The 18,014-nt window shown below is 56.0% G+C and carries 29 protein-coding genes; 1 reads left to right on the top strand and 28 read right to left on the bottom strand.

Features of this window, described 5'->3' with window-relative positions:
- Positions 1 to 144 precede the first annotated feature (144 nt).
- Positions 145 to 2,979 (top strand): excinuclease ABC subunit UvrA, encoded by a 2,835-nt coding sequence (gene uvrA, locus KGB20_RS02775; protein ID WP_150814486.1) that lies wholly within the window; start codon positions 145 to 147, stop codon positions 2,977 to 2,979.
- 65 nt (positions 2,980 to 3,044) lie between these two features.
- Here uvrA and bfr read toward each other — a convergent pair whose 3' ends face one another.
- From bfr to rplD, 28 genes are all read right to left on the bottom strand, one after another.
- Positions 3,045 to 3,509, bottom strand: a complete 465-nt coding sequence (gene bfr / locus KGB20_RS02770) for a bacterioferritin (RefSeq protein ID WP_008053867.1) — start codon at positions 3,507 to 3,509, stop codon at positions 3,045 to 3,047.
- A 148-nt stretch (positions 3,510 to 3,657) separates the two neighbouring features.
- A complete protein-coding gene (locus KGB20_RS02765) occupies positions 3,658 to 5,112 on the bottom strand; it encodes a catalase (protein WP_150814487.1) in 1,455 nt (484 codons plus the stop codon).
- Between the two features lie 237 nt (positions 5,113 to 5,349).
- On the bottom strand, positions 5,350 to 5,736 hold the full coding sequence (rplQ, locus tag KGB20_RS02760) for a 50S ribosomal protein L17 (protein WP_223532009.1): 387 nt from the start codon (positions 5,734 to 5,736) through the stop codon (positions 5,350 to 5,352).
- Positions 5,737 to 5,778: 42 nt separating this feature from the next.
- On the bottom strand, positions 5,779 to 6,780 hold the full coding sequence (locus KGB20_RS02755) for a DNA-directed RNA polymerase subunit alpha (protein WP_007970428.1): 1,002 nt from the start codon (positions 6,778 to 6,780) through the stop codon (positions 5,779 to 5,781).
- Positions 6,781 to 6,802: 22 nt separating this feature from the next.
- On the bottom strand, positions 6,803 to 7,423 hold the full coding sequence (gene rpsD, locus KGB20_RS02750) for a 30S ribosomal protein S4 (protein ID WP_003176404.1): 621 nt from the start codon (positions 7,421 to 7,423) through the stop codon (positions 6,803 to 6,805).
- Between the two features lie 18 nt (positions 7,424 to 7,441).
- Positions 7,442 to 7,831, bottom strand: coding sequence for a 30S ribosomal protein S11 (rpsK, locus tag KGB20_RS02745; protein ID WP_002555466.1), 390 nt, complete (start codon positions 7,829 to 7,831; stop codon positions 7,442 to 7,444).
- Between the two features lie 30 nt (positions 7,832 to 7,861).
- Complete coding sequence (gene rpsM, locus KGB20_RS02740; protein ID WP_009045849.1) at positions 7,862 to 8,218, bottom strand: 30S ribosomal protein S13; 357 nt, start codon at positions 8,216 to 8,218, stop codon at positions 7,862 to 7,864.
- Positions 8,219 to 8,348: 130 nt separating this feature from the next.
- Positions 8,349 to 8,465: a 50S ribosomal protein L36 gene (gene rpmJ / locus KGB20_RS02735; RefSeq protein WP_002555468.1), complete on the bottom strand. Its 117-nt coding sequence runs from the start codon at positions 8,463 to 8,465 to the stop codon at positions 8,349 to 8,351.
- Between the two features lie 24 nt (positions 8,466 to 8,489).
- Positions 8,490 to 9,818, bottom strand: a complete 1,329-nt coding sequence (gene secY / locus KGB20_RS02730; RefSeq protein WP_003210064.1) for a preprotein translocase subunit SecY — start codon at positions 9,816 to 9,818, stop codon at positions 8,490 to 8,492.
- Positions 9,819 to 10,256 (bottom strand): 50S ribosomal protein L15, encoded by a 438-nt coding sequence (rplO, locus tag KGB20_RS02725; RefSeq protein ID WP_003228720.1) that lies wholly within the window; start codon positions 10,254 to 10,256, stop codon positions 9,819 to 9,821.
- Positions 10,257 to 10,259: 3 nt separating this feature from the next.
- A complete protein-coding gene (rpmD, locus tag KGB20_RS02720) occupies positions 10,260 to 10,436 on the bottom strand; it encodes a 50S ribosomal protein L30 (RefSeq protein ID WP_003176408.1) in 177 nt (58 codons plus the stop codon).
- 2 nt (positions 10,437 to 10,438) lie between these two features.
- Positions 10,439 to 10,939 carry a 30S ribosomal protein S5 gene (gene rpsE / locus KGB20_RS02715; RefSeq protein WP_003186035.1) on the bottom strand — a complete coding sequence of 167 codons (501 nt, stop codon included), beginning with the start codon at positions 10,937 to 10,939 and terminating at the stop codon, positions 10,439 to 10,441.
- A 3-nt stretch (positions 10,940 to 10,942) separates the two neighbouring features.
- Positions 10,943 to 11,293: a 50S ribosomal protein L18 gene (rplR, locus tag KGB20_RS02710; protein WP_003186037.1), complete on the bottom strand. Its 351-nt coding sequence runs from the start codon at positions 11,291 to 11,293 to the stop codon at positions 10,943 to 10,945.
- A gap of 10 nt (positions 11,294 to 11,303) precedes the next feature.
- On the bottom strand, positions 11,304 to 11,837 hold the full coding sequence (gene rplF / locus KGB20_RS02705; protein ID WP_003176412.1) for a 50S ribosomal protein L6: 534 nt from the start codon (positions 11,835 to 11,837) through the stop codon (positions 11,304 to 11,306).
- 12 nt (positions 11,838 to 11,849) lie between these two features.
- Complete coding sequence (gene rpsH / locus KGB20_RS02700) at positions 11,850 to 12,242, bottom strand: 30S ribosomal protein S8 (RefSeq protein WP_003186040.1); 393 nt, start codon at positions 12,240 to 12,242, stop codon at positions 11,850 to 11,852.
- 209 nt (positions 12,243 to 12,451) lie between these two features.
- On the bottom strand, positions 12,452 to 12,757 hold the full coding sequence (gene rpsN / locus KGB20_RS02695; RefSeq protein ID WP_003176414.1) for a 30S ribosomal protein S14: 306 nt from the start codon (positions 12,755 to 12,757) through the stop codon (positions 12,452 to 12,454).
- Positions 12,758 to 12,770: 13 nt separating this feature from the next.
- On the bottom strand, positions 12,771 to 13,310 hold the full coding sequence (rplE, locus tag KGB20_RS02690) for a 50S ribosomal protein L5 (RefSeq protein ID WP_003210069.1): 540 nt from the start codon (positions 13,308 to 13,310) through the stop codon (positions 12,771 to 12,773).
- A gap of 22 nt (positions 13,311 to 13,332) precedes the next feature.
- Entirely contained in the window at positions 13,333 to 13,647 is a 315-nt protein-coding gene (rplX, locus tag KGB20_RS02685) for a 50S ribosomal protein L24 (RefSeq protein ID WP_003176416.1), read from the bottom strand.
- Between the two features lie 11 nt (positions 13,648 to 13,658).
- On the bottom strand, positions 13,659 to 14,027 hold the full coding sequence (rplN, locus tag KGB20_RS02680; protein ID WP_002555479.1) for a 50S ribosomal protein L14: 369 nt from the start codon (positions 14,025 to 14,027) through the stop codon (positions 13,659 to 13,661).
- Positions 14,028 to 14,050: 23 nt separating this feature from the next.
- Positions 14,051 to 14,317: a 30S ribosomal protein S17 gene (rpsQ, locus tag KGB20_RS02675; protein WP_003176419.1), complete on the bottom strand. Its 267-nt coding sequence runs from the start codon at positions 14,315 to 14,317 to the stop codon at positions 14,051 to 14,053.
- A 2-nt stretch (positions 14,318 to 14,319) separates the two neighbouring features.
- Positions 14,320 to 14,511 carry a 50S ribosomal protein L29 gene (gene rpmC, locus KGB20_RS02670; protein ID WP_002555481.1) on the bottom strand — a complete coding sequence of 64 codons (192 nt, stop codon included), beginning with the start codon at positions 14,509 to 14,511 and terminating at the stop codon, positions 14,320 to 14,322.
- Positions 14,511 to 14,924 (bottom strand): 50S ribosomal protein L16, encoded by a 414-nt coding sequence (gene rplP, locus KGB20_RS02665; RefSeq protein WP_003228729.1) that lies wholly within the window; start codon positions 14,922 to 14,924, stop codon positions 14,511 to 14,513. Before rplP ends, rpmC begins: the two co-directional genes overlap by 1 nt.
- Before the next feature lie 12 nt (positions 14,925 to 14,936).
- The gene (rpsC, locus tag KGB20_RS02660; protein ID WP_007970424.1) at positions 14,937 to 15,623 is read right to left on the bottom strand and encodes a 30S ribosomal protein S3; all 687 of its coding nucleotides are present in this window, start codon (positions 15,621 to 15,623) and stop codon (positions 14,937 to 14,939) included.
- Between the two features lie 13 nt (positions 15,624 to 15,636).
- A complete protein-coding gene (rplV, locus tag KGB20_RS02655; protein WP_003103908.1) occupies positions 15,637 to 15,969 on the bottom strand; it encodes a 50S ribosomal protein L22 in 333 nt (110 codons plus the stop codon).
- A gap of 11 nt (positions 15,970 to 15,980) precedes the next feature.
- On the bottom strand, positions 15,981 to 16,256 hold the full coding sequence (gene rpsS / locus KGB20_RS02650) for a 30S ribosomal protein S19 (protein ID WP_002555486.1): 276 nt from the start codon (positions 16,254 to 16,256) through the stop codon (positions 15,981 to 15,983).
- Positions 16,257 to 16,272: 16 nt separating this feature from the next.
- Complete coding sequence (gene rplB / locus KGB20_RS02645) at positions 16,273 to 17,097, bottom strand: 50S ribosomal protein L2 (RefSeq protein ID WP_008018194.1); 825 nt, start codon at positions 17,095 to 17,097, stop codon at positions 16,273 to 16,275.
- A 14-nt stretch (positions 17,098 to 17,111) separates the two neighbouring features.
- Positions 17,112 to 17,411 (bottom strand): 50S ribosomal protein L23, encoded by a 300-nt coding sequence (gene rplW / locus KGB20_RS02640; protein WP_002555488.1) that lies wholly within the window; start codon positions 17,409 to 17,411, stop codon positions 17,112 to 17,114.
- Complete coding sequence (gene rplD / locus KGB20_RS02635) at positions 17,408 to 18,010, bottom strand: 50S ribosomal protein L4 (RefSeq protein ID WP_003228735.1); 603 nt, start codon at positions 18,008 to 18,010, stop codon at positions 17,408 to 17,410. Before rplD ends, rplW begins: the two co-directional genes overlap by 4 nt.
- Positions 18,011 to 18,014 lie beyond the last annotated feature (4 nt).

The following is an 18,014-nucleotide window of genomic DNA, read 5'->3' as shown; positions in this document are numbered from 1 at the left end:
TGGCAGGGTATATCGCGACGCTTTGACGCGTGTAGATGACAGAGCTTTCATGTAAGGCAGCAATAGCAGCATTCGATAGTGTGCATCCATCCAGTATTTGGCCGTATACTCCTACGTTTTCGACGCCCGCCGAGCGAGGCCACCTTGGACAAGATCCTGATTCGTGGGGCTCGAACCCACAACCTGAAGAACATCGACCTGACCCTGCCACGGGACAAGCTGATCGTCATCACCGGCCTGTCCGGCTCCGGCAAGTCGTCCCTGGCTTTCGATACCCTGTACGCCGAAGGCCAGCGCCGCTACGTCGAATCGCTATCGGCCTACGCCCGGCAGTTCCTGTCGATGATGGAAAAGCCCGACGTCGACACTATCGAAGGCCTGTCGCCGGCGATCTCCATCGAACAGAAGTCGACCTCGCACAACCCGCGCTCGACGGTCGGCACTATCACCGAAATCTACGACTACCTGCGCCTGCTTTATGCACGTGTGGGTATTCCCCGTTGCCCGGATCACGACATCCCGCTGGAAGCGCAGACCGTCAGCCAGATGGTCGACCTGGTCCTCGCCGAACCGGAGGGCAGCAAGCTGATGCTGTTGGCGCCGGTCATCCGCGAGCGCAAAGGCGAGCACCTGTCGGTTTTCGAAGAGCTGCGCGCGCAGGGTTTTGTCCGCGCCAGAATCAATGGAAAGCTCTATGAGCTGGACGAAGCTCCCAAGCTCGACAAGCAGAAAAAACATACCATCGATGTCGTGGTCGACCGCTTCAAGGTTCGCGCCGACCTGCAACAACGCCTGGCCGAATCCTTCGAGACCGCGCTGAAACTGGCGGACGGCATCGCCCTGGTGGCGCCGATGGACGACGAGCCGGGTGAAGAGATGATCTTCTCCGCACGCTTCGCCTGCCCGATCTGCGGCCACGCGATCAGCGAACTGGAACCCAAGCTGTTCTCCTTCAACAACCCGGCCGGCGCTTGCCCGACCTGCGATGGTCTGGGGGTGAAGCAGTTCTTCGACATCAAGCGCCTGGTCAATGGCGAACTGACCCTGGCCGAAGGGGCGATTCGTGGCTGGGACAGGCGTAACGTCTATTACTTCCAGATGCTCGGCTCGCTGGCCTCGCACTACAAGTTCAGCCTGGAAGTTCCGTTCAACGAATTGCCGGCCGATCAGCAGAAATTCATCCTGCACGGCAGCGGTTCGCAAAACGTCGACTTCAAATACCTGAACGACCGTGGCGATATCGTCAAACGCTCGCACCCGTTCGAAGGCATCGTGCCGAACCTGGAACGCCGTTACCGCGAAACCGAATCGGCATCGGTGCGCGAAGAACTGGCCAAGTTCCTCAGCACCCAGTCGTGCCCGGATTGCCGCGGCACTCGCCTGCGGCGTGAAGCGCGGCATGTGTGGGTCGGCGAGAAAACCCTGCCGGCAGTGACCAACCTGCCGATCGGCGATGCGTCCGATTATTTTGGCGGGCTCAAGCTCACCGGACGACGTGGCGAAATTGCCGACAAGATCCTCAAGGAAATCCGCGAGCGCCTGCAGTTCCTGGTCAACGTCGGCCTCGACTACCTGTCGCTGGATCGCAGCGCGGACACCTTGTCCGGTGGCGAGGCCCAGCGTATTCGTCTGGCCAGCCAGATTGGCGCCGGCCTGGTGGGCGTCCTGTACATCCTCGACGAACCCTCCATCGGCCTGCATCAGCGCGATAACGACCGGCTGCTGGGCACCCTCAAGCACCTGCGCGATATCGGTAACACGGTGATCGTGGTCGAGCACGATGAAGACGCGATCCGCCTGGCCGACTACGTGGTGGACATCGGCCCGGGCGCTGGCGTGCACGGCGGGCATATCGTTGCTGAAGGCACACCGGCCGAGGTCATGGCTCACCCGGACTCGCTGACGGGTAAATACCTGTCGGGCCGGGTGAAGATCGAAGTCCCGGCCAAACGTACACCGCGCAACAAGAAGCTGACGCTGTCGCTCAAGGGCGCGCGCGGCAACAACCTGCGCAATGTCGACCTGGAGATTCCGATCGGCCTGCTGACCTGTGTGACCGGCGTGTCCGGCTCCGGCAAGTCGACGCTGATCAACAACACCCTGTTCCCTTTGAGCGCCACGGCGCTGAATGGCGCCACTACCCTCGAAGCGTCCGCCCACGACAGCATCAAGGGCCTGGAGCACCTGGACAAGGTCGTCGACATCGACCAGAGCCCGATCGGCCGTACACCGCGCTCCAACCCGGCGACCTACACCGGTTTGTTCACGCCGATCCGCGAGTTGTTCGCCGGCGTACCGGAGTCCCGCTCCCGGGGCTATGGTCCGGGGCGCTTCTCCTTCAACGTCAAGGGCGGCCGCTGCGAGGCTTGTCAGGGCGACGGCCTGATCAAGGTCGAGATGCACTTCCTGCCGGACATCTACGTGCCCTGCGACGTGTGCAAGAGCAAGCGATACAACCGCGAGACCCTTGAGATCAAGTACAAGGGCAAGAGCATCCACGAAACCCTCGAGATGACCATCGAGGAAGCGCGGGTGTTCTTCGATGCTGTACCGGCCCTGGCGCGCAAGCTGCAAACATTGATGGATGTCGGCCTGTCGTACATCAAGCTGGGGCAATCGGCGACCACGCTGTCCGGCGGTGAAGCCCAACGGGTGAAACTGTCCCGCGAGCTGTCCAAGCGCGATACCGGCAAGACCCTGTACATCCTCGACGAACCCACCACCGGTCTGCATTTCGCGGATATCCAGCAACTGCTGGACGTGTTGCATCGCCTGCGCGACCACGGCAACACCGTGGTGGTGATCGAACACAACCTGGACGTGATCAAGACCGCTGACTGGCTGGTGGACCTGGGGCCGGAGGGTGGTTCCAAGGGCGGGCAGATCATTGCCGTCGGCACGCCGGAGGAAGTGTCAGAGATGAAGCAGTCCCATACCGGTTATTACCTCAAGCCGCTTCTGGAGCGCGATCGGGCTTGACCGCCCCCCATGAAAAAGCCCCTGTCACTTCATCAGTGACAGGGGCTTTTTTGTATTCGCAGCAATCAGGTGTGGGATTGCAGGTAGTTCTCTAGCCCGATCAACTTGATCAGACCCAACTGCTTCTCGAGCCAGTAGGTGTGATCTTCTTCGGTGTCATGCAATTGAACCCGCAGCATTTCGCGGCTGACGTAGTCCTTGTGTTGTTCGCAGAGCTTGATGCCCTTGCACAACGCAGCCCGTACCTTGTATTCCAGGCGCAAATCCGCTTCGAGCATCTCTGTCACCGTGGTGCCGACGTCGAGATCGTCCGGACGCATGCGCGGCGTGCCTTCGAGCATCAGAATCCGGCGCATCAGGGCATCAGCGTGCCCTGCTTCCTCTTCCATCTCGTGGTTGATTCTTTCGTAGAGCTTGGTGAAACCCCAGTCCTCATACATCCGCGAGTGGACGAAATATTGATCACGCGCGGCCAGTTCGCCGGTCAGCAACGTGTTGAGGTAATCGATCACATCTGGGTGGCCTTGCATCGCCCTACATCTCCCTGCTTTAAAGTTGTAGTTTGAACCAACATGCCCTTATCGTCACTCGCAAGACGCAATAAAAGCGAAGATATTCTGAGAAAACCGGCTGAAATAACGCAAAAACCGCCCAAATAAGGGCGGTTCTGCTTCTCATTTAGACTTCGTTAAGCTGTACGTTGAGCAGCTTTGCGATTGCTTCTCCATACGCCGGGTCAGCCTTGTAGAAATGCTGCAACTGGCGATCAACCACATCACTCGATACACCCGCCATCGCACCGGCAATGTTGCTAACCAGCAATGATTGCTGCTCCCCAGTCATCAAGCGGAACAACGCGCCGGCGTGGCTGTAGTAGTCGGTATCCTCGCGGTGATCGTAGCGATCAGCCGCACCGCTCAGTGCCAATGGCGGCTCTGCATAGCGAGGCGCTTGCTTCGGCGACTCAACGTAGCTGTTCGGCTCGTAGTTGGGTGCCGCACCGCCGTTACTGCCAAACGCCATCGAACCATCACGCTGGTAGCTGTTCACCGGACTGCGAGGCGCATTAACCGGCAATTGCTGGTGATTGGTGCCAACACGGTAGCGGTGAGCATCCGCGTAAGCGAATACTCGACCTTGCAGCATGCGGTCAGGCGATAAGCCAACACCTGGGACCATGTTGCTGGGACCGAATGCCGCTTGCTCGACTTCAGCAAAGTAGTTCAGCGGATTGCGATTGAGCTCCAGCTCTCCGACTTCAATCAGTGGAAACTCTTTCTGCGACCAGGTCTTGGTGACATCAAAGGGGTTCTCGTAGTGCGCCGCTGCCTGAGCTTCGCTCATGATCTGGATGCATACGCGCCATTTCGGGAAATCACCCTGTTCGATGGCATTGAACAGGTCGCGCTGGGCGTAATCCGGATCAGTGCCCGCCAGGCGCGCAGCCTCCGCTGGAGCAAGGTTCTTGATCCCCTGCCTGGTCTTGTAGTGCCACTTCACCCAGTGACGCTCACCTTGAGCGTTGATGAGGCTGTAAGTGTGGCTGCCGAAGCCATGCATGTGACGGTATCCATCAGGGATACCCCGGTCGGAGAACAGGATGGTGACCTGGTGCAGCGCCTCGGGCGAATGCGACCAGAAGTCCCACATCGCCTGGGCACTCTTCAGGTTGCTTTGCGGCAAACGCTTCTGGGTGTGGATAAAGTCCGGGAACTTCAGTGGATCGCGAATGAAGAACACGGGGGTGTTGTTGCCGACGATGTCCCAGTTGCCTTCCTCGGTATAAAACTTCAAGGCGAACCCGCGCGGATCACGCTCGGTATCAGCCGAACCCCGCTCACCGCCCACGGTGGAAAAACGCAGGAAAGTCGGAGTTTGCTTGCCGACTGTCTCAAACAGCTTCGCGCTGGTGTATTGAGTGATATCGCGGGTCACGGTGAACGTACCGTAGGCACCCGAGCCTTTGGCGTGTACACGGCGCTCAGGGATGTTTTCACGGTTGAAGTGGGCAAGCTTCTCGATCAGGTGAAAGTCGTCGAGCAGCAGCGGGCCACGAGGGCCGGCGGAACGGGAATTCTGGTTATCGGCAACAGGAGCGCCACTGGCGGTGGTAAGCGTTTTGTTTTGGCTCATGCGATCTTCCTTCCTCTGTCGGTCTTGAACTGCCGGCTATCGGCTGAGAGGAAGTATTGATCATCAATATGACAGCTACAAATTCATTAACTTGCAGACATCGATAGAAAAAAACTAATGACCATCCCCATCACATAATGACGACGTGGACGCGGGAGACGCTTGTACAGAGAGCGCGTTTCTTACAGGCACAAAAAACCGGGCACTAGGCCCGGTTCTTTGTTTCAGACTGACGTCTTACTCGGCAGATACAGCTTCGCCAGCAGTAGCACGATCAACCAACTCGACGTACGCCATAGGCGCGTTGTCGCCAGCGCGGAAACCGCACTTGAGGATGCGCAGGTAGCCACCCTCACGGGTAGCGTAACGCTTGCCCAGGTCGTTGAAGAGCTTACCAACGATAGCTTTCGAACGAGTACGGTCGAAAGCCAGACGGCGGTTAGCAACGCTATCTGTCTTGGCCAAAGTGATCAGCGGCTCGGCAACGCGGCGCAGTTCTTTAGCTTTTGGCAGAGTAGTTCTGATCAGCTCGTGCTCGAACAGCGACACCGCCATGTTTTGGAACATGGCCTTGCGGTGCGAGCTGGTGCGGCTCAGGTGACGACCACTTTTACGATGACGCATGGTTCATTCCTTACCAAACACTACGTTCGGTGATTACGACGATCAGGCAGTCGCCTTGTCGTCCTTCTTAAGACTTGCAGGCGGCCAGTTGTCGAGGCGCATGCCGAGGGACAGACCGCGGGAGGCCAGAACGTCCTTGATTTCAGTCAAGGATTTCTTGCCCAGGTTCGGAGTCTTCAACAGCTCTACTTCGGTACGCTGAATCAGGTCACCGATGTAGTAGATGTTTTCCGCCTTAAGGCAGTTAGCCGAACGTACAGTCAGTTCCAGATCGTCAACCGGGCGAAGCAGGATCGGATCGATCTCGTCTTCCTGCTCGACAACCACTGGCTCACTGTCACCCTTGAGGTCGACGAACGCAGCCAACTGCTGTTGCAGGATGGTTGCAGCGCGGCGAATTGCCTCTTCAGGATCCAGAGTACCGTTGGTTTCCAGATCAATAACCAGCTTGTCCAGGTTAGTACGCTGCTCGACACGGGCGTTTTCCACCACGTATGCGATACGGCGAACCGGGCTGAACGAAGAGTCAAGCTGCAAGCGACCGATGCTGCGGCTTTCGTCTTCATCGCTCTGACGCGAGTCTGCCGGTTCATAACCACGACCACGAGCTACTACGAGCTTCATGTTCAGGGCGCCGTTAGACGCCAGGTTAGCGATTACGTGATCGGGATTAACGATCTCGACATCATGATCCAGCTGAATATCGGCAGCGGTAACCACCCCCGAACCCTTCTTCGACAAGGTCAGCGTAACTTCGTCACGACCGTGCAGCTTGATAGCCAGACCTTTAAGGTTCAACAGGATTTCAATTACGTCTTCCTGTACACCTTCGATGGCGCTGTACTCGTGGAGCACACCGTCAATCTCGGCCTCGACTACTGCACAGCCGGGCATTGAGGACAACAGGATGCGGCGCAGCGCGTTGCCCAGGGTATGGCCAAAGCCACGCTCGAGAGGCTCGAGAGTGATCTTGGCGCGGGTTGGACTGACAACCTGCACATCAATGTGGCGGGGTGTCAGGAACTCATTTACCGAAATCTGCATGGATGCACCTATTTTCTAGCCCTTACTTGGAGTAGAGCTCGACAATCAGGCTTTCGTTGATGTCGGCGGACAGATCACTGCGAGCTGGAACGTTCTTGAAAACGCCCGACTTCTTCTCAGTGTCTACTTCTACCCATTCTACGCGGCCACGTTGGGCACACAGATCGAGAGCTTGGACAATGCGAAGTTGATTTTTTGCTTTCTCGCGAACAGCGACCACGTCACCAGCACGAACCTGGTAGGACGGAACGTTAACGGTCTGACCGTTTACGCTGATCGACTTGTGCGATACCAGCTGACGGGATTCGGCACGAGTCGAACCAAAGCCCATACGGTATACAACGTTGTCCAGACGGCATTCGAGCAGTTGCAGCAGGTTTTCACCGGTTGCACCTTTCTTGCCAGCAGCTTCTTTGTAGTAGCCGCTGAATTGACGCTCGAGAACGCCGTAGATACGACGGACCTTCTGCTTTTCACGCAGTTGGGTGCCGTAGTCGGACTGGCGACCGCGGCGTTGGCCGTGGATACCAGGTGCTGCTTCAATGTTGCACTTCGATTCGATCGCGCGCACGCCGCTCTTCAGGAAGAGATCGGTGCCTTCGCGACGAGCGAGTTTGCATTTTGGACCAATGTAACGAGCCATTCTTTACAATCTCCTGGATTACACGCGGCGCTTCTTCGGCGGACGGCACCCGTTGTGCGGGATTGGCGTCACGTCGGTGATGCTGGCGATCTTGTAGCCACAGCCGTTCAAAGCGCGGACTGCGGATTCACGACCTGGACCTGGACCTTTGACGTTGACGTCGAGGTTTTTCAGGCCGTATTCCAGCGCAGCTTGACCAGCACGTTCAGCAGCTACTTGAGCAGCAAACGGGGTGGACTTGCGGGAACCGCGGAAACCCGAACCACCGGAGGTAGCCCAGGAAAGAGCGTTACCTTGACGGTCGGTGATGGTCACGATGGTGTTGTTAAAAGATGCATGGATGTGGGCGATGCCATCAACCACTGTCTTTTTAACTTTTTTACGAGGACGAGCAGCAGGTTTTGCCATGATTAAATTCCTGTCGATTCGCTGGGGCGATTACTTGCGGATCGGCTTACGCGGACCTTTACGGGTACGCGCGTTGGTCTTGGTACGCTGACCGCGTACTGGAAGACCGCGACGATGACGCAGACCGCGATAGCAACCGAGGTCCATCAAGCGCTTGATTTTCATGTTGATTTCGCGACGCAGGTCACCTTCAGTGGTGAACTTCGCCACTTCGCCACGCAGCTGTTCAATTTGCTCGTCGCTCAGATCTTTGATCTTTGCTGCTGGGTTTACCCCAGTCTCTGCACAAATTTTCTGTGCAGTAGTGCGACCAACACCATAGATGTAGGTCAGCGAGATAACAGTATGCTTGTTATCTGGAATGTTAACGCCTGCAATACGGGCCATTCAGTGGGACTCCAATTGACAGCTACCTACGCCCCGGAAGCCAAGAAATAGGGCGCGAGATAATATCGCTGTAATAACAAATAATCAACCCGGCAGCGCACTAGCTGCCGGGCTTGAAGCACAATCACACTCAGCCTTGGCGCTGTTTGTGACGCGGTTCCGCGCTGCAAATTACTCGAACAACACCTTCGCGGCGAATAATCTTGCAGTTACGGCACAGCTTTTTCACCGATGCACGAACTTTCATCACCAACTCCTCGAACCTTATGGGTCAGCGCAGCATGCCGCTGCCGTAACCCTTCAGGTTGGCTTTCTTCATCAGGGATTCGTACTGGTGCGAAACGAGGTGCGATTGTACTTGGGACATGAAGTCCATCACAACCACGACGACGATCAGCAACGAGGTCCCGCCAAGGTAGAACGGTACGTTGGCTGCAACCACCAGGAACTGGGGCAACAGGCAGACGGCCGTCATGTAAAGAGCACCGAACATGGTCAAGCGAGTCAGAACGCCATCAATGTAGCGCGCAGACTGCTCACCTGGACGGATGCCCGGAATAAAGGCACCGGACTTCTTCAGGTTTTCCGCTACGTCTTTCGGATTGAACATCAACGCCGTATAGAAGAAGCAGAAGAAAATAATCCCTGCACTAAACAGCAGAATATTCAACGGCTGACCAGGAGCGATCGACTGCGAGATGTCCTGCAACCAGCCCATACCTTCAGACTGACCGAACCAGGCACCCAACGAAGCCGGGAACAGCAAAATGCTGCTCGCGAAAATAGCCGGAATAACACCGGCCATGTTCACCTTCAGCGGCAAGTGGCTGGTCTGCGCAGCGAAGACCTTGCGGCCCTGCTGACGCTTGGCGTAGTGAACAGCAATACGACGCTGACCACGCTCAATGAACACCACGAAACCGATAATCGCTACTGCCAGCAAACCGATGGCAACCAGGGCGAAGATGTTGATATCACCCTGACGTGCAGACTCGAAAGACTGCCCGATCGCTCTCGGAAGACCGGCGACGATACCTGCGAAAATCAACATCGAGATACCGTTGCCAACACCACGCTCAGTAATCTGCTCACCCAGCCACATCATGAACATCGCACCAGCCACAAACGTGGATACCGCGACGAAATGGAAGCCAAAGTCACCAGTGAACGCAACACCCTGCCCCGCCAGGCCAACGGACATGCCGATAGCCTGAACCAGGGCGAGGATGACAGTGCCGTAGCGGGTGTACTGGCTGATCTTGCGACGGCCAGCTTCACCTTCCTTCTTCAACTGCTCCAGCTGCGGGCTGACGGCGGTCATCAGTTGCATGATGATCGATGCCGAGATGTACGGCATGATCCCCAGTGCAAAGATGCTCATCCGCTCCAGCGCGCCGCCGGAAAACATGTTGAACAAGCTAAGAATGGTCCCCTCATTCTGTCGAAACAGGTCCGCGAGTCGGTCCGGGTTGATACCTGGAACCGGGATGTGTGCGCCTATTCGGTAGACGATAATCGCCAGGAACAGAAAACGCAGACGAGCCCAGAGTTCAGACATACCGCCTTTGCCGAGCGCAGAGAGAGCACCTTGCTTAGCCATTTATTCCTCGAACTTGCCGCCAGCTGCTTCGATAGCCGCACGCGCACCCTTGGTGGCGCCGATTCCCTTGCCGATAGTGACAGCGCGAGTCACTTCACCGGACAGCATGATTTTCACACGCTGTACGTTGACATTGATCACGTTGGCATCTTTCAGGGACTGCACGGTGACGATGTCGCCTTCCACTTTAGCCAGCTCGGACAAACGCACTTCTGCGCGATCCATGGCTTTCAGGGAAACGAAACCGAACTTCGGCAGGCGACGATGCAGCGGCTGTTGACCGCCTTCAAAGCCTGGAGCAATGGTGCCACCGGAGCGGGAGGTCTGACCTTTGTGACCACGGCCACCAGTCTTACCCAAACCGCTACCGATACCACGGCCCGGACGATGCTTTTCGCGACGGGAACCCGGCGCTGGACTCAGATCATTGAGTTTCATCGATTAACCCTCGACACGCAGCATGTAGTAAGCCTTGTTGATCATCCCGCGATTCTCGGGAGTATCCTGGACTTCTACAGTGTGACCGATGCGACGCAGACCCAGACCCTTAACGCACAGTTTGTGGTTAGGGATGCGGCCGGTCATGCTTTTGATCAGCGTTACTTTTACGGTAGCCATGATCAGAAGATCTCCTTGACGCTTTTGCCACGCTTGGCGGCAATGGATTCAGGAGACTGCATTGCTTTCAAACCCTTGAAAGTGGCGTGAACCACGTTTACAGGGTTAGTCGAGCCGTAGCACTTGGCCAGAACGTTCTGAACGCCAGCAACTTCGAGGACAGCACGCATAGCGCCGCCAGCGATGATACCGGTACCTTCAGAAGCAGGCTGCATGTACACCTTCGAAGCGCCGTGAGCGGACTTCATTGCGTACTGCAGAGTGGTGCCGTTCAGATCAACCTGGATCATGTTGCGGCGAGCAGCTTCCATTGCCTTCTGGATCGCAGCAGGCACTTCACGCGACTTGCCACGGCCGAAGCCAACACGGCCCTTACCATCACCAACCACGGTCAACGCGGTGAAAGTGAAGATACGGCCGCCTTTAACGGTTTTGGCTACGCGGTTAACTTGAACCAGCTTCTCGATGTAGCCTTCGTCGCGCTTTTGGTCGTTATTTGACATAACTTAGAACTCCAGCCCAGCTTCACGAGCAGCATCAGCCAGCGCTTTAACGCGGCCGTGGTACTTGAAGCCAGAGCGGTCGAAAGCCACTTGCGAGACGCCAGCGGCCTTAGCACGCGTAGCGACCAGCTGGCCAACCTTAGTGGCCGCGTCGATGTTGCCGGTGGCACCATCACGCAGTTCTTTATCCAAAGTCGAGGCGCTTGCCAGGACTTTGTTGCCGTCGGCCGAAATGACCTGGGCGTAGATGTGCTGCGAAGAGCGGAACACGCAGAGACGCACGACTTCGAGTTCGTGCATTTTCAGGCGTGCTTTGCGAGCGCGACGCAGTCGAGTAACTTTTTTGTCGGTCATTTGCTATGCCCTACTTCTTCTTGGCTTCTTTACGACGGACGACTTCGTCCGCGTAGCGCACACCTTTGCCTTTGTACGGCTCTGGTGGACGGAAGTCGCGGATCTCGGCGGCCACTTGACCTACCAGCTGCTTGTCGATGCCCTTGATCAGGATATCGGTCTGGCTAGGAGTCTCAGCGGTGATGCCTTCCGGCAGTTCGTAATCCACTGGGTGCGAGAAGCCAAGAGCCAGGTTCAGCACTGTGCCTTTTGCTTGCGCTTTGTAACCAACACCGACCAGCTGGAGCTTGCGCTCGAAGCCTTGGCTTACGCCCTGGACCATGTTGTTTACCAACGCACGAGTGGTACCAGCCATCGCGCGAGTCTGTTGATCGCCATTGCGAGCAGCGAAACGCAGCTCACCAGCTTCTTCAACGATCTCAACGGACGAGTGGATGTTCAGTTCGAGAGTGCCCTTGGCACCCTTCACCGAAAGCTGTTGGCCTGCGAATTTTACTTCGACACCGGCTGGCAGCTTAACGGGGTTCTTAGCGACGCGAGACATGCTTATCCCCCCTTAGAACACAGTGCAAAGAACTTCGCCGCCGACACCGGCAGCGCGCGCAGCACGATCAGTCATCACACCCTTGTTGGTGGAGACGATAGACACACCGAGACCGCCACGAACTTTTGGCAGATCATCGACGGACTTGTACTGACGCAGGCCTGGACGGCTAACGCGCTTCACTTCTTCGATAACCGGACGGCCTTCGAAGTACTTCAGCTCGATGGACAGCAGTGGTTTGATTTCGCTGCTGATCTGATAACCCGCAATGTAACCTTCGTCCTTCAGGACTTTGGCAACAGCTACCTTCAACGTGGAAGATGGCATGCTTACGACGGACTTTTCAGCCATCTGGGCATTACGGATACGAGTTAGCATGTCCGCTAACGGGTCCTGCATACTCATGGGCTAGACGCTCCTAATACAAAAAAATTAGCCTTGCGGCTATTACGTGTCGCCGAGAATCTCCGAGCATGAAAAACACGGGCTCAGGCGAGCCGGGTATTCTAGACACACCCCGGAAATGAATCAAGCCCCAAAAGGGGCTTGATCCAGATTCAAGGCCACCGGTGGTCAGGATCTTGCGATCCTGGACACCGAGACTTTGACAGTACTTACCAGCTGGCTTTAACCAGACCCGGTACGTCACCACGCATGGCAGCTTCACGCAGCTTGTTACGGCCGAGGCCGAACTTGCGGTAAACGCCGTGTGGACGACCGGTCAGGCGGCAGCGGTTACGCATGCGCGAAGCGCTTGCGTCACGTGGCTGCTTCTGCAGGGCTACTGTAGCTTCCCAACGCGCTTCTGGACTTGCGTTCAGATCAACGATGATAGCTTTCAGTGCTGCACGCTTCTTGGCGTACTTGGCAACCGTGAGCTGACGCTTCAGCTCGCGGTTTTTCATGCTCATCTTGGCCATGGTCCTACTCCAATCAGTTGCGGAACGGGAATTTGAACGCACGCAGCAGAGCGCGGCCTTCATCATCGTTCTTGGCAGTGGTGGTCAGGGTGATGTCCAGACCGCGGAGAGCATCGATCTTGTCGTAGTCGATTTCCGGGAAGATGATCTGCTCTTTCACGCCCATGCTGTAGTTGCCACGACCATCGAAGGACTTGGCATTCAGGCCGCGGAAGTCGCGAACCCGAGGCAGGGAGATCGACAGCAGACGATCCAGGAACTCGTACATACGCTCACGGCGCAGGGTCACTTTGACGCCGATCGGCCAACCTTCACGGACTTTAAAGCCAGCGATGGATTTGCGAGCGTAGGTCACAACGACTTTCTGGCCGGTGATCTTTTCCAGGTCAGCAACAGCGTGCTCGATGACTTTTTTGTCGCCGATCGCTTCGCCCAGACCCATGTTCAGGGTGATTTTGGTAACGCGCGGAACTTCCATCACGTTCGAAAGCTTAAGTTCTTCCTTAAGTTTCGGAGCAATTTCCTTCCGGTAAATCTCTTTTAGTCGTGCCATGGTCTCATCTACCTAGCAGTGTTCAAGCATCAACCGCTTTTTGGGTCGACTTGAAGACACGAATTTTCTTGCCGTCTTCTACTTTGAAACCAACGCGGTCAGCCTTGTTGGTTTCGCCGTTGAAAATGGCGACGTTAGAAGCATCCAGTGGAGCTTCTTTTTCGACGATACCGCCCTGCACGCCCGACATCGGGTTAGGCTTGGTATGACGCTTGACCAGGTTCAGACCACCAATAACCAGACGGTTGTTAGCGAGAACCTTAAGCACCTTACCGCGCTTACCTTTGTCTTTGCCGGCGATCACGATGATCTCGTCGTCACGACGAATCTTTTGCATGTCGGATCTCCTTACAGCACTTCTGGGGCGAGCGAGACGATCTTCATGAACTTCTCAGTACGAAGTTCACGGGTCACTGGCCCAAAGATACGGGTGCCGATCGGCTCTTGCTTGTTGTTCAGAAGAACAGCAGCGTTGCCATCAAAGCGGATAATGGAGCCATCAGCACGACGTACGCCGTGACGAGTGCGGACTACAACAGCAGTCATCACTTGGCCTTTTTTCACTTTACCGCGAGGAATTGCTTCCTTGACGGTAACTTTGATGATGTCACCGATACCAGCGTAACGACGATGGGAGCCACCCAGCACCTTGATGCACATAACGCGGCGAGCGCCGCTGTTATCGGCCACATCGAGCATGGATTGAGTCTGAATCATATAATTTCTCCGACCCCTAGTCCTTAGACTTCCACAGCGCGTTCGAGAACATCAACCAGCGCCCAAGACTTGGTCTTGGCCAAAGGACGAGTTTCACGAATAGTGACTTTGTCGCCGATGTGGCACTGATTGGTTTCGTCGTGCGCGTGCAGCTTAGTCGAACGCTTAACGTATTTACCGTAGATCGGGTGCTTAACGCGACGCTCGATCAGAACGGTGATGGTTTTGTCCATCTTGTCGCTGACAACACGGCCAGTCAGCGTACGGACAGTTTTTTCGGCTTCAGCCATGATTACTTACCTGCCTGCTGGTTGAGCACAGTCTTCACGCGAGCGATGTCACGCTTAACTTGCGAGAGCAGATGAGACTGCCCCAACTGGCCAGTTGCTTTCTGCATACGCAGATTGAACTGGTCGCGCAGCAGGCCGAGCAGTTGCTCGTTCAGCTGCTGTGCGGATTTTTCACGAAGTTCATTCGCTTTCATCACATCACCGTCCGTTTAACAAAGGAGGTGGCGAGCGGCAGCTTTGCAGCAGCCAGGGCGAAAGCCTCACGCGCCAGCTCTTCAGAAACACCCTCGATTTCATACAGGACTTTGCCTGGCTGAATCTGGGCAACCCAGTATTCCACGTTACCCTTACCTTTACCCATCCGAACCTCGAGAGGTTTTTTGGAGATCGGCTTGTCCGGGAATACACGGATCCAGATCTTGCCGCCACGTTTTACGTGACGGGTCAGAGCACGACGCGCTGACTCGATCTGACGAGCGGTGAGACGACCACGAGCAACAGACTTCAGCGCGAACTCGCCGAAGCTGACTTTGCTACCGCGCAATGCCAGGCCACGGTTGTGACCAGTCATCTGCTTGCGGAACTTCGTACGCTTTGGTTGCAACATTTGGCGTACCCCTTACTTAGCAGCTTTTTTACGAGGCGCTGGTGCTTGTGGTTTCAGTTCTTCTTGGCGACCACCAATTACTTCGCCTTTGAAGATCCAAACCTTTACACCGATCACACCGTAAGTGGTGTGAGCTTCGTAGTTGGCATAGTCGATGTCGGCACGCAGGGTGTGCAATGGCACACGACCTTCGCGATACCATTCAGTACGTGCGATTTCAGCACCGCCGAGACGACCGCTCACTTGGATTTTGATGCCTTTGGCACCAATGCGCATGGCGTTCTGTACTGCGCGCTTCATAGCGCGACGGAACATTACGCGACGCTCCAGCTGCTGAGCTACGCTCTGCGCAACCAGCATACCGTCGAGCTCCGGCTTGCGGATCTCTTCGATATTGATGTGCACAGGCACACCCATTTGCTTGGTCAGGTCCTGACGCAGTTTCTCAACATCTTCACCTTTCTTCCCGATAACGATACCTGGACGAGCGGTGTGGATGGTGATGCGTGCAGTTTGGGCCGGACGATGGATATCGATACGGCTTACGGACGCGCTTTTTAGTTTGTCTTGGAGGTACTCACGCACATTCAGATCTGCGAGCAAATAGTCCGCATAAGTCCGACCGTCTGCGTACCAGACGGAGGTGTGCTCCTTGACGATTCCCAGGCGAATGCCAATGGGATGTACTTTCTGACCCATCTCTTCGACTCCGTTACTTGTCAGCAACCTTGACAGTGATATGGCAAGACCGCTTGACGATGCGATCAGCACGGCCTTTGGCACGTGGCATGATGCGCTTCAGCGAACGCCCTTCGTTGACGAAAACAGTGCTGACCTTCAGGTCATCAACGTCTGCGCCTTCGTTATGCTCGGCGTTGGCTACGGCCGACTCCAGCACTTTCTTCATGATCTCGGCGGCTTTCTTACTGCTGAAAGCCAACAGGTTGAGCGCTTCGCCCACCTTCTTCCCGCGGATCTGGTCGGCGACCAAGCGGGCTTTCTGGGCGGAGATTCGAGCGCCCGACAACTTAGCGGCTACTTCCATTTCCTAACCCCTTAACGCTTGGCTTTCTTGTCTGCCACGTGCCCGCGATAAGTGCGGGTACCGGCGAACTCGCCCAGTTTGTGGCCGACCATGTCTTCGTTCACGAGAACTGGGACGTGCTGACGACCGTTGTGTACTGCGATGGTCAGACCGACCATTTGTGGCAGGATCATCGAACGACGCGACCAGGTTTTCACCGGTTTGCGATCGTTCTTTTCCGCCGCCACTTCGATCTTCTTCAGTAGGTGAAGATCGATAAAAGGACCTTTTTTCAGAGAACGTGGCACTGTCGTATCCCTCTATTTACTTGCGACGACGGACGATCATTTTGTCGGTACGCTTATTACCACGAGTCTTCGCGCCCTTAGTCGGGAAGCCCCATGGCGATACCGGATGACGACCACCAGAGGTACGACCTTCACCACCACCATGTGGGTGGTCAACCGGGTTCATGGCAACACCACGAACGGTTGGGCGAACGCCACGCCAGCGTTTGGCACCAGCTTTACCCAGCGAACGCAGGCTGTGCTCGGAGTTCGAGACTTCGCCCAGGGTCGCACGGCATTCAGCCAGGACTTTACGCATTTCACCGGAACGCAGACGCAGGGTAACGTACACGCCTTCACGAGCGATCAGCTGAGCCGAAGCACCAGCGGAACGAGCGATCTGTGCGCCTTTACCTGGCTTCAGTTCGATGCCGTGTACGGTAGAACCGACTGGAATGTTGCGCAGTTGCAGAGCGTTACCTGGCTTGATTGGAGCCAGAGCGCCTGCGATCAGCGTGTCGCCAGCACTCACGCCTTTAGGGGCGATGATGTAGCGGCGCTCGCCGTCTGCGTAGCAGAGCAGTGCGATGTGAGCAGTACGGTTTGGATCGTATTCGATACGCTCGACAGTGGCGACGATGCCATCTTTGTCGTTGCGACGGAAATCGACCATACGGTAATGTTGCTTATGACCACCACCGATGTGACGAGTGGTAATACGGCCATTGTTGTTACGACCACCAGTCTTCGATTTCTTCTCGAGCAGCGGTGCGTGAGGAGCGCCTTTATGCAGCTCCTGGTTGACCACCTTGACCACAAAACGGCGGCCAGGGGAAGTCGGTTTGCATTTAACGATTGCCATGATGCACCCCTTCCTTACTCAGCACTGCTGCTGAAATCGAGATCTTGGCCTGGTTGAAGGGAGATAACTGCCTTCTTCCAGTCATTACGCTTGCCCAGACCGCGAGCAGTGCGCTTGCTCTTACCCAGAACGTTCAGGGTAGTAACACGCTCTACTTTCACGCTGAACAGGCTTTCGACGGCCTTCTTGATTTCCAGCTTGGTTGCATCAGTAGCAACCTTGAAAACGAACTGGCCTTTCTTGTCTGCCAGAACCGTAGCCTTCTCGGAAACGTGCGGGCCAAGCAGAACTTTAAATACGCGTTCCTGGTTCATCCCAGCAGCTCCTCGAATTTCTTCACGGCCGACACGGTGATCAACACCTTGTCGTATGCGATCAGACTAACTGGATCGGAACCTTGCACGTCACGTACATCTACGTGTGGCAGGTTACGAGCAGCCAGGTACAGGTTCTGATCAACAGCGTCGGACACGATCAGAACGTCGGTCAGGCTCATGTTGTTCAGTTTGCCCAGCAGGTCTTTGGTTTTCGGCGTTTCAACGGCGAAATCCTGAACCACGACCAGACGATCAGTACGCACCAGCTCAGCAAGGATGGAACGCATTGCTGCGCGGTACATCTTCTTGTTCAGCTTCTGGGAGTGATCCTGAGGACGAGCTGCGAAAGTGGTACCGCCGCCACGCCAGATTGGGCTACGGATAGTACCGGCACGAGCACGGCCAGTACCTTTCTGACGCCATGGGCGCTTACCGCCACCACGAACGTCGGAACGGGTCTTTTGCTGCTTGGAACCCTGACGACCGCCAGCCATGTAGGCTACGACTGCTTGGTGAACCAGCGTCTCGTTGAATTCGCCGCCAAATGTCAGTTCGGAAACTTCGATCGCTTGAGCGTCATTTACATTTAATTGCATGTCA

The organism is Pseudomonas sp. BF-R-30 (genome assembly GCF_019956175.1).
Lineage (GTDB): Bacteria > Pseudomonadota > Gammaproteobacteria > Pseudomonadales > Pseudomonadaceae > Aquipseudomonas > Aquipseudomonas jessenii.
The sequence above is the reverse complement of the archived record's forward strand: the minus strand, read 5'-3'. Positions and strand labels throughout refer to the sequence as shown.

What these genes read in the sequence shown, in the direction of transcription:
- rplR (WP_003186037.1), bottom strand. Translation starts at nt 11,293, where the DNA reads ATGACCGACAAAAAAGTTACTCGACTGCGTCGCGCTCGCAAAGCACGC.
- rplW (WP_002555488.1), bottom strand. Translation starts at nt 17,411, where the DNA reads ATGAACCAGGAACGCGTATTTAAAGTTCTGCTTGGCCCGCACGTTTCC.
- rplN (WP_002555479.1), bottom strand. Translation starts at nt 14,027, where the DNA reads ATGATTCAGACTCAATCCATGCTCGATGTGGCCGATAACAGCGGCGCT.
- rplQ (WP_223532009.1), bottom strand. Translation starts at nt 5,736, where the DNA reads ATGCGTCATCGTAAAAGTGGTCGTCACCTGAGCCGCACCAGCTCGCAC.
- rpsN (WP_003176414.1), bottom strand. Translation starts at nt 12,757, where the DNA reads ATGGCCAAGATGAGCATGAAAAACCGCGAGCTGAAGCGTCAGCTCACG.
- KGB20_RS02755 (WP_007970428.1), bottom strand. Translation starts at nt 6,780, where the DNA reads ATGCAGATTTCGGTAAATGAGTTCCTGACACCCCGCCACATTGATGTG.
- secY (WP_003210064.1), bottom strand. Translation starts at nt 9,818, where the DNA reads ATGGCTAAGCAAGGTGCTCTCTCTGCGCTCGGCAAAGGCGGTATGTCT.
- rplX (WP_003176416.1), bottom strand. Translation starts at nt 13,647, where the DNA reads ATGCAAAAGATTCGTCGTGACGACGAGATCATCGTGATCGCCGGCAAA.
- rplE (WP_003210069.1), bottom strand. Translation starts at nt 13,310, where the DNA reads ATGGCACGACTAAAAGAGATTTACCGGAAGGAAATTGCTCCGAAACTT.
- rpsE (WP_003186035.1), bottom strand. Translation starts at nt 10,939, where the DNA reads ATGTCAAATAACGACCAAAAGCGCGACGAAGGCTACATCGAGAAGCTG.
- KGB20_RS02765 (WP_150814487.1), bottom strand. Translation starts at nt 5,112, where the DNA reads ATGAGCCAAAACAAAACGCTTACCACCGCCAGTGGCGCTCCTGTTGCC.
- rpmC (WP_002555481.1), bottom strand. Translation starts at nt 14,511, where the DNA reads ATGAAAGCGAATGAACTTCGTGAAAAATCCGCACAGCAGCTGAACGAG.
- rpsQ (WP_003176419.1), bottom strand. Translation starts at nt 14,317, where the DNA reads ATGGCTGAAGCCGAAAAAACTGTCCGTACGCTGACTGGCCGTGTTGTC.
- rpsH (WP_003186040.1), bottom strand. Translation starts at nt 12,242, where the DNA reads ATGAGTATGCAGGACCCGTTAGCGGACATGCTAACTCGTATCCGTAAT.
- bfr (WP_008053867.1), bottom strand. Translation starts at nt 3,509, where the DNA reads ATGCAAGGCCACCCAGATGTGATCGATTACCTCAACACGTTGCTGACC.
- rpsC (WP_007970424.1), bottom strand. Translation starts at nt 15,623, where the DNA reads ATGGGTCAGAAAGTACATCCCATTGGCATTCGCCTGGGAATCGTCAAG.
- rplO (WP_003228720.1), bottom strand. Translation starts at nt 10,256, where the DNA reads ATGAAACTCAATGATCTGAGTCCAGCGCCGGGTTCCCGTCGCGAAAAG.
- rplD (WP_003228735.1), bottom strand. Translation starts at nt 18,010, where the DNA reads ATGCAATTAAATGTAAATGACGCTCAAGCGATCGAAGTTTCCGAACTG.
- rpsD (WP_003176404.1), bottom strand. Translation starts at nt 7,423, where the DNA reads ATGGCTCGTTACATTGGTCCAAAATGCAAACTCGCTCGTCGCGAAGGC.
- rplP (WP_003228729.1), bottom strand. Translation starts at nt 14,924, where the DNA reads ATGTTGCAACCAAAGCGTACGAAGTTCCGCAAGCAGATGACTGGTCAC.
- rpmD (WP_003176408.1), bottom strand. Translation starts at nt 10,436, where the DNA reads ATGGCTACCGTAAAAGTAACGCTGATCAAAAGCATGACCGGCCGCATC.
- rplF (WP_003176412.1), bottom strand. Translation starts at nt 11,837, where the DNA reads ATGTCTCGCGTCGCTAAGAACCCCGTTAAGCTGCCAGCCGGTGTCGAA.
- rpmJ (WP_002555468.1), bottom strand. Translation starts at nt 8,465, where the DNA reads ATGAAAGTTCGTGCATCGGTGAAAAAGCTGTGCCGTAACTGCAAGATT.
- rplB (WP_008018194.1), bottom strand. Translation starts at nt 17,097, where the DNA reads ATGGCAATCGTTAAATGCAAACCGACTTCCCCTGGCCGCCGTTTTGTG.
- rplV (WP_003103908.1), bottom strand. Translation starts at nt 15,969, where the DNA reads ATGGAAGTAGCCGCTAAGTTGTCGGGCGCTCGAATCTCCGCCCAGAAA.
- rpsM (WP_009045849.1), bottom strand. Translation starts at nt 8,218, where the DNA reads ATGGCCCGTATTGCAGGCGTTAACATTCCAGATAACAAGCATACTGTT.
- rpsK (WP_002555466.1), bottom strand. Translation starts at nt 7,831, where the DNA reads ATGGCAAAACCTGCTGCTCGTCCTCGTAAAAAAGTTAAAAAGACAGTG.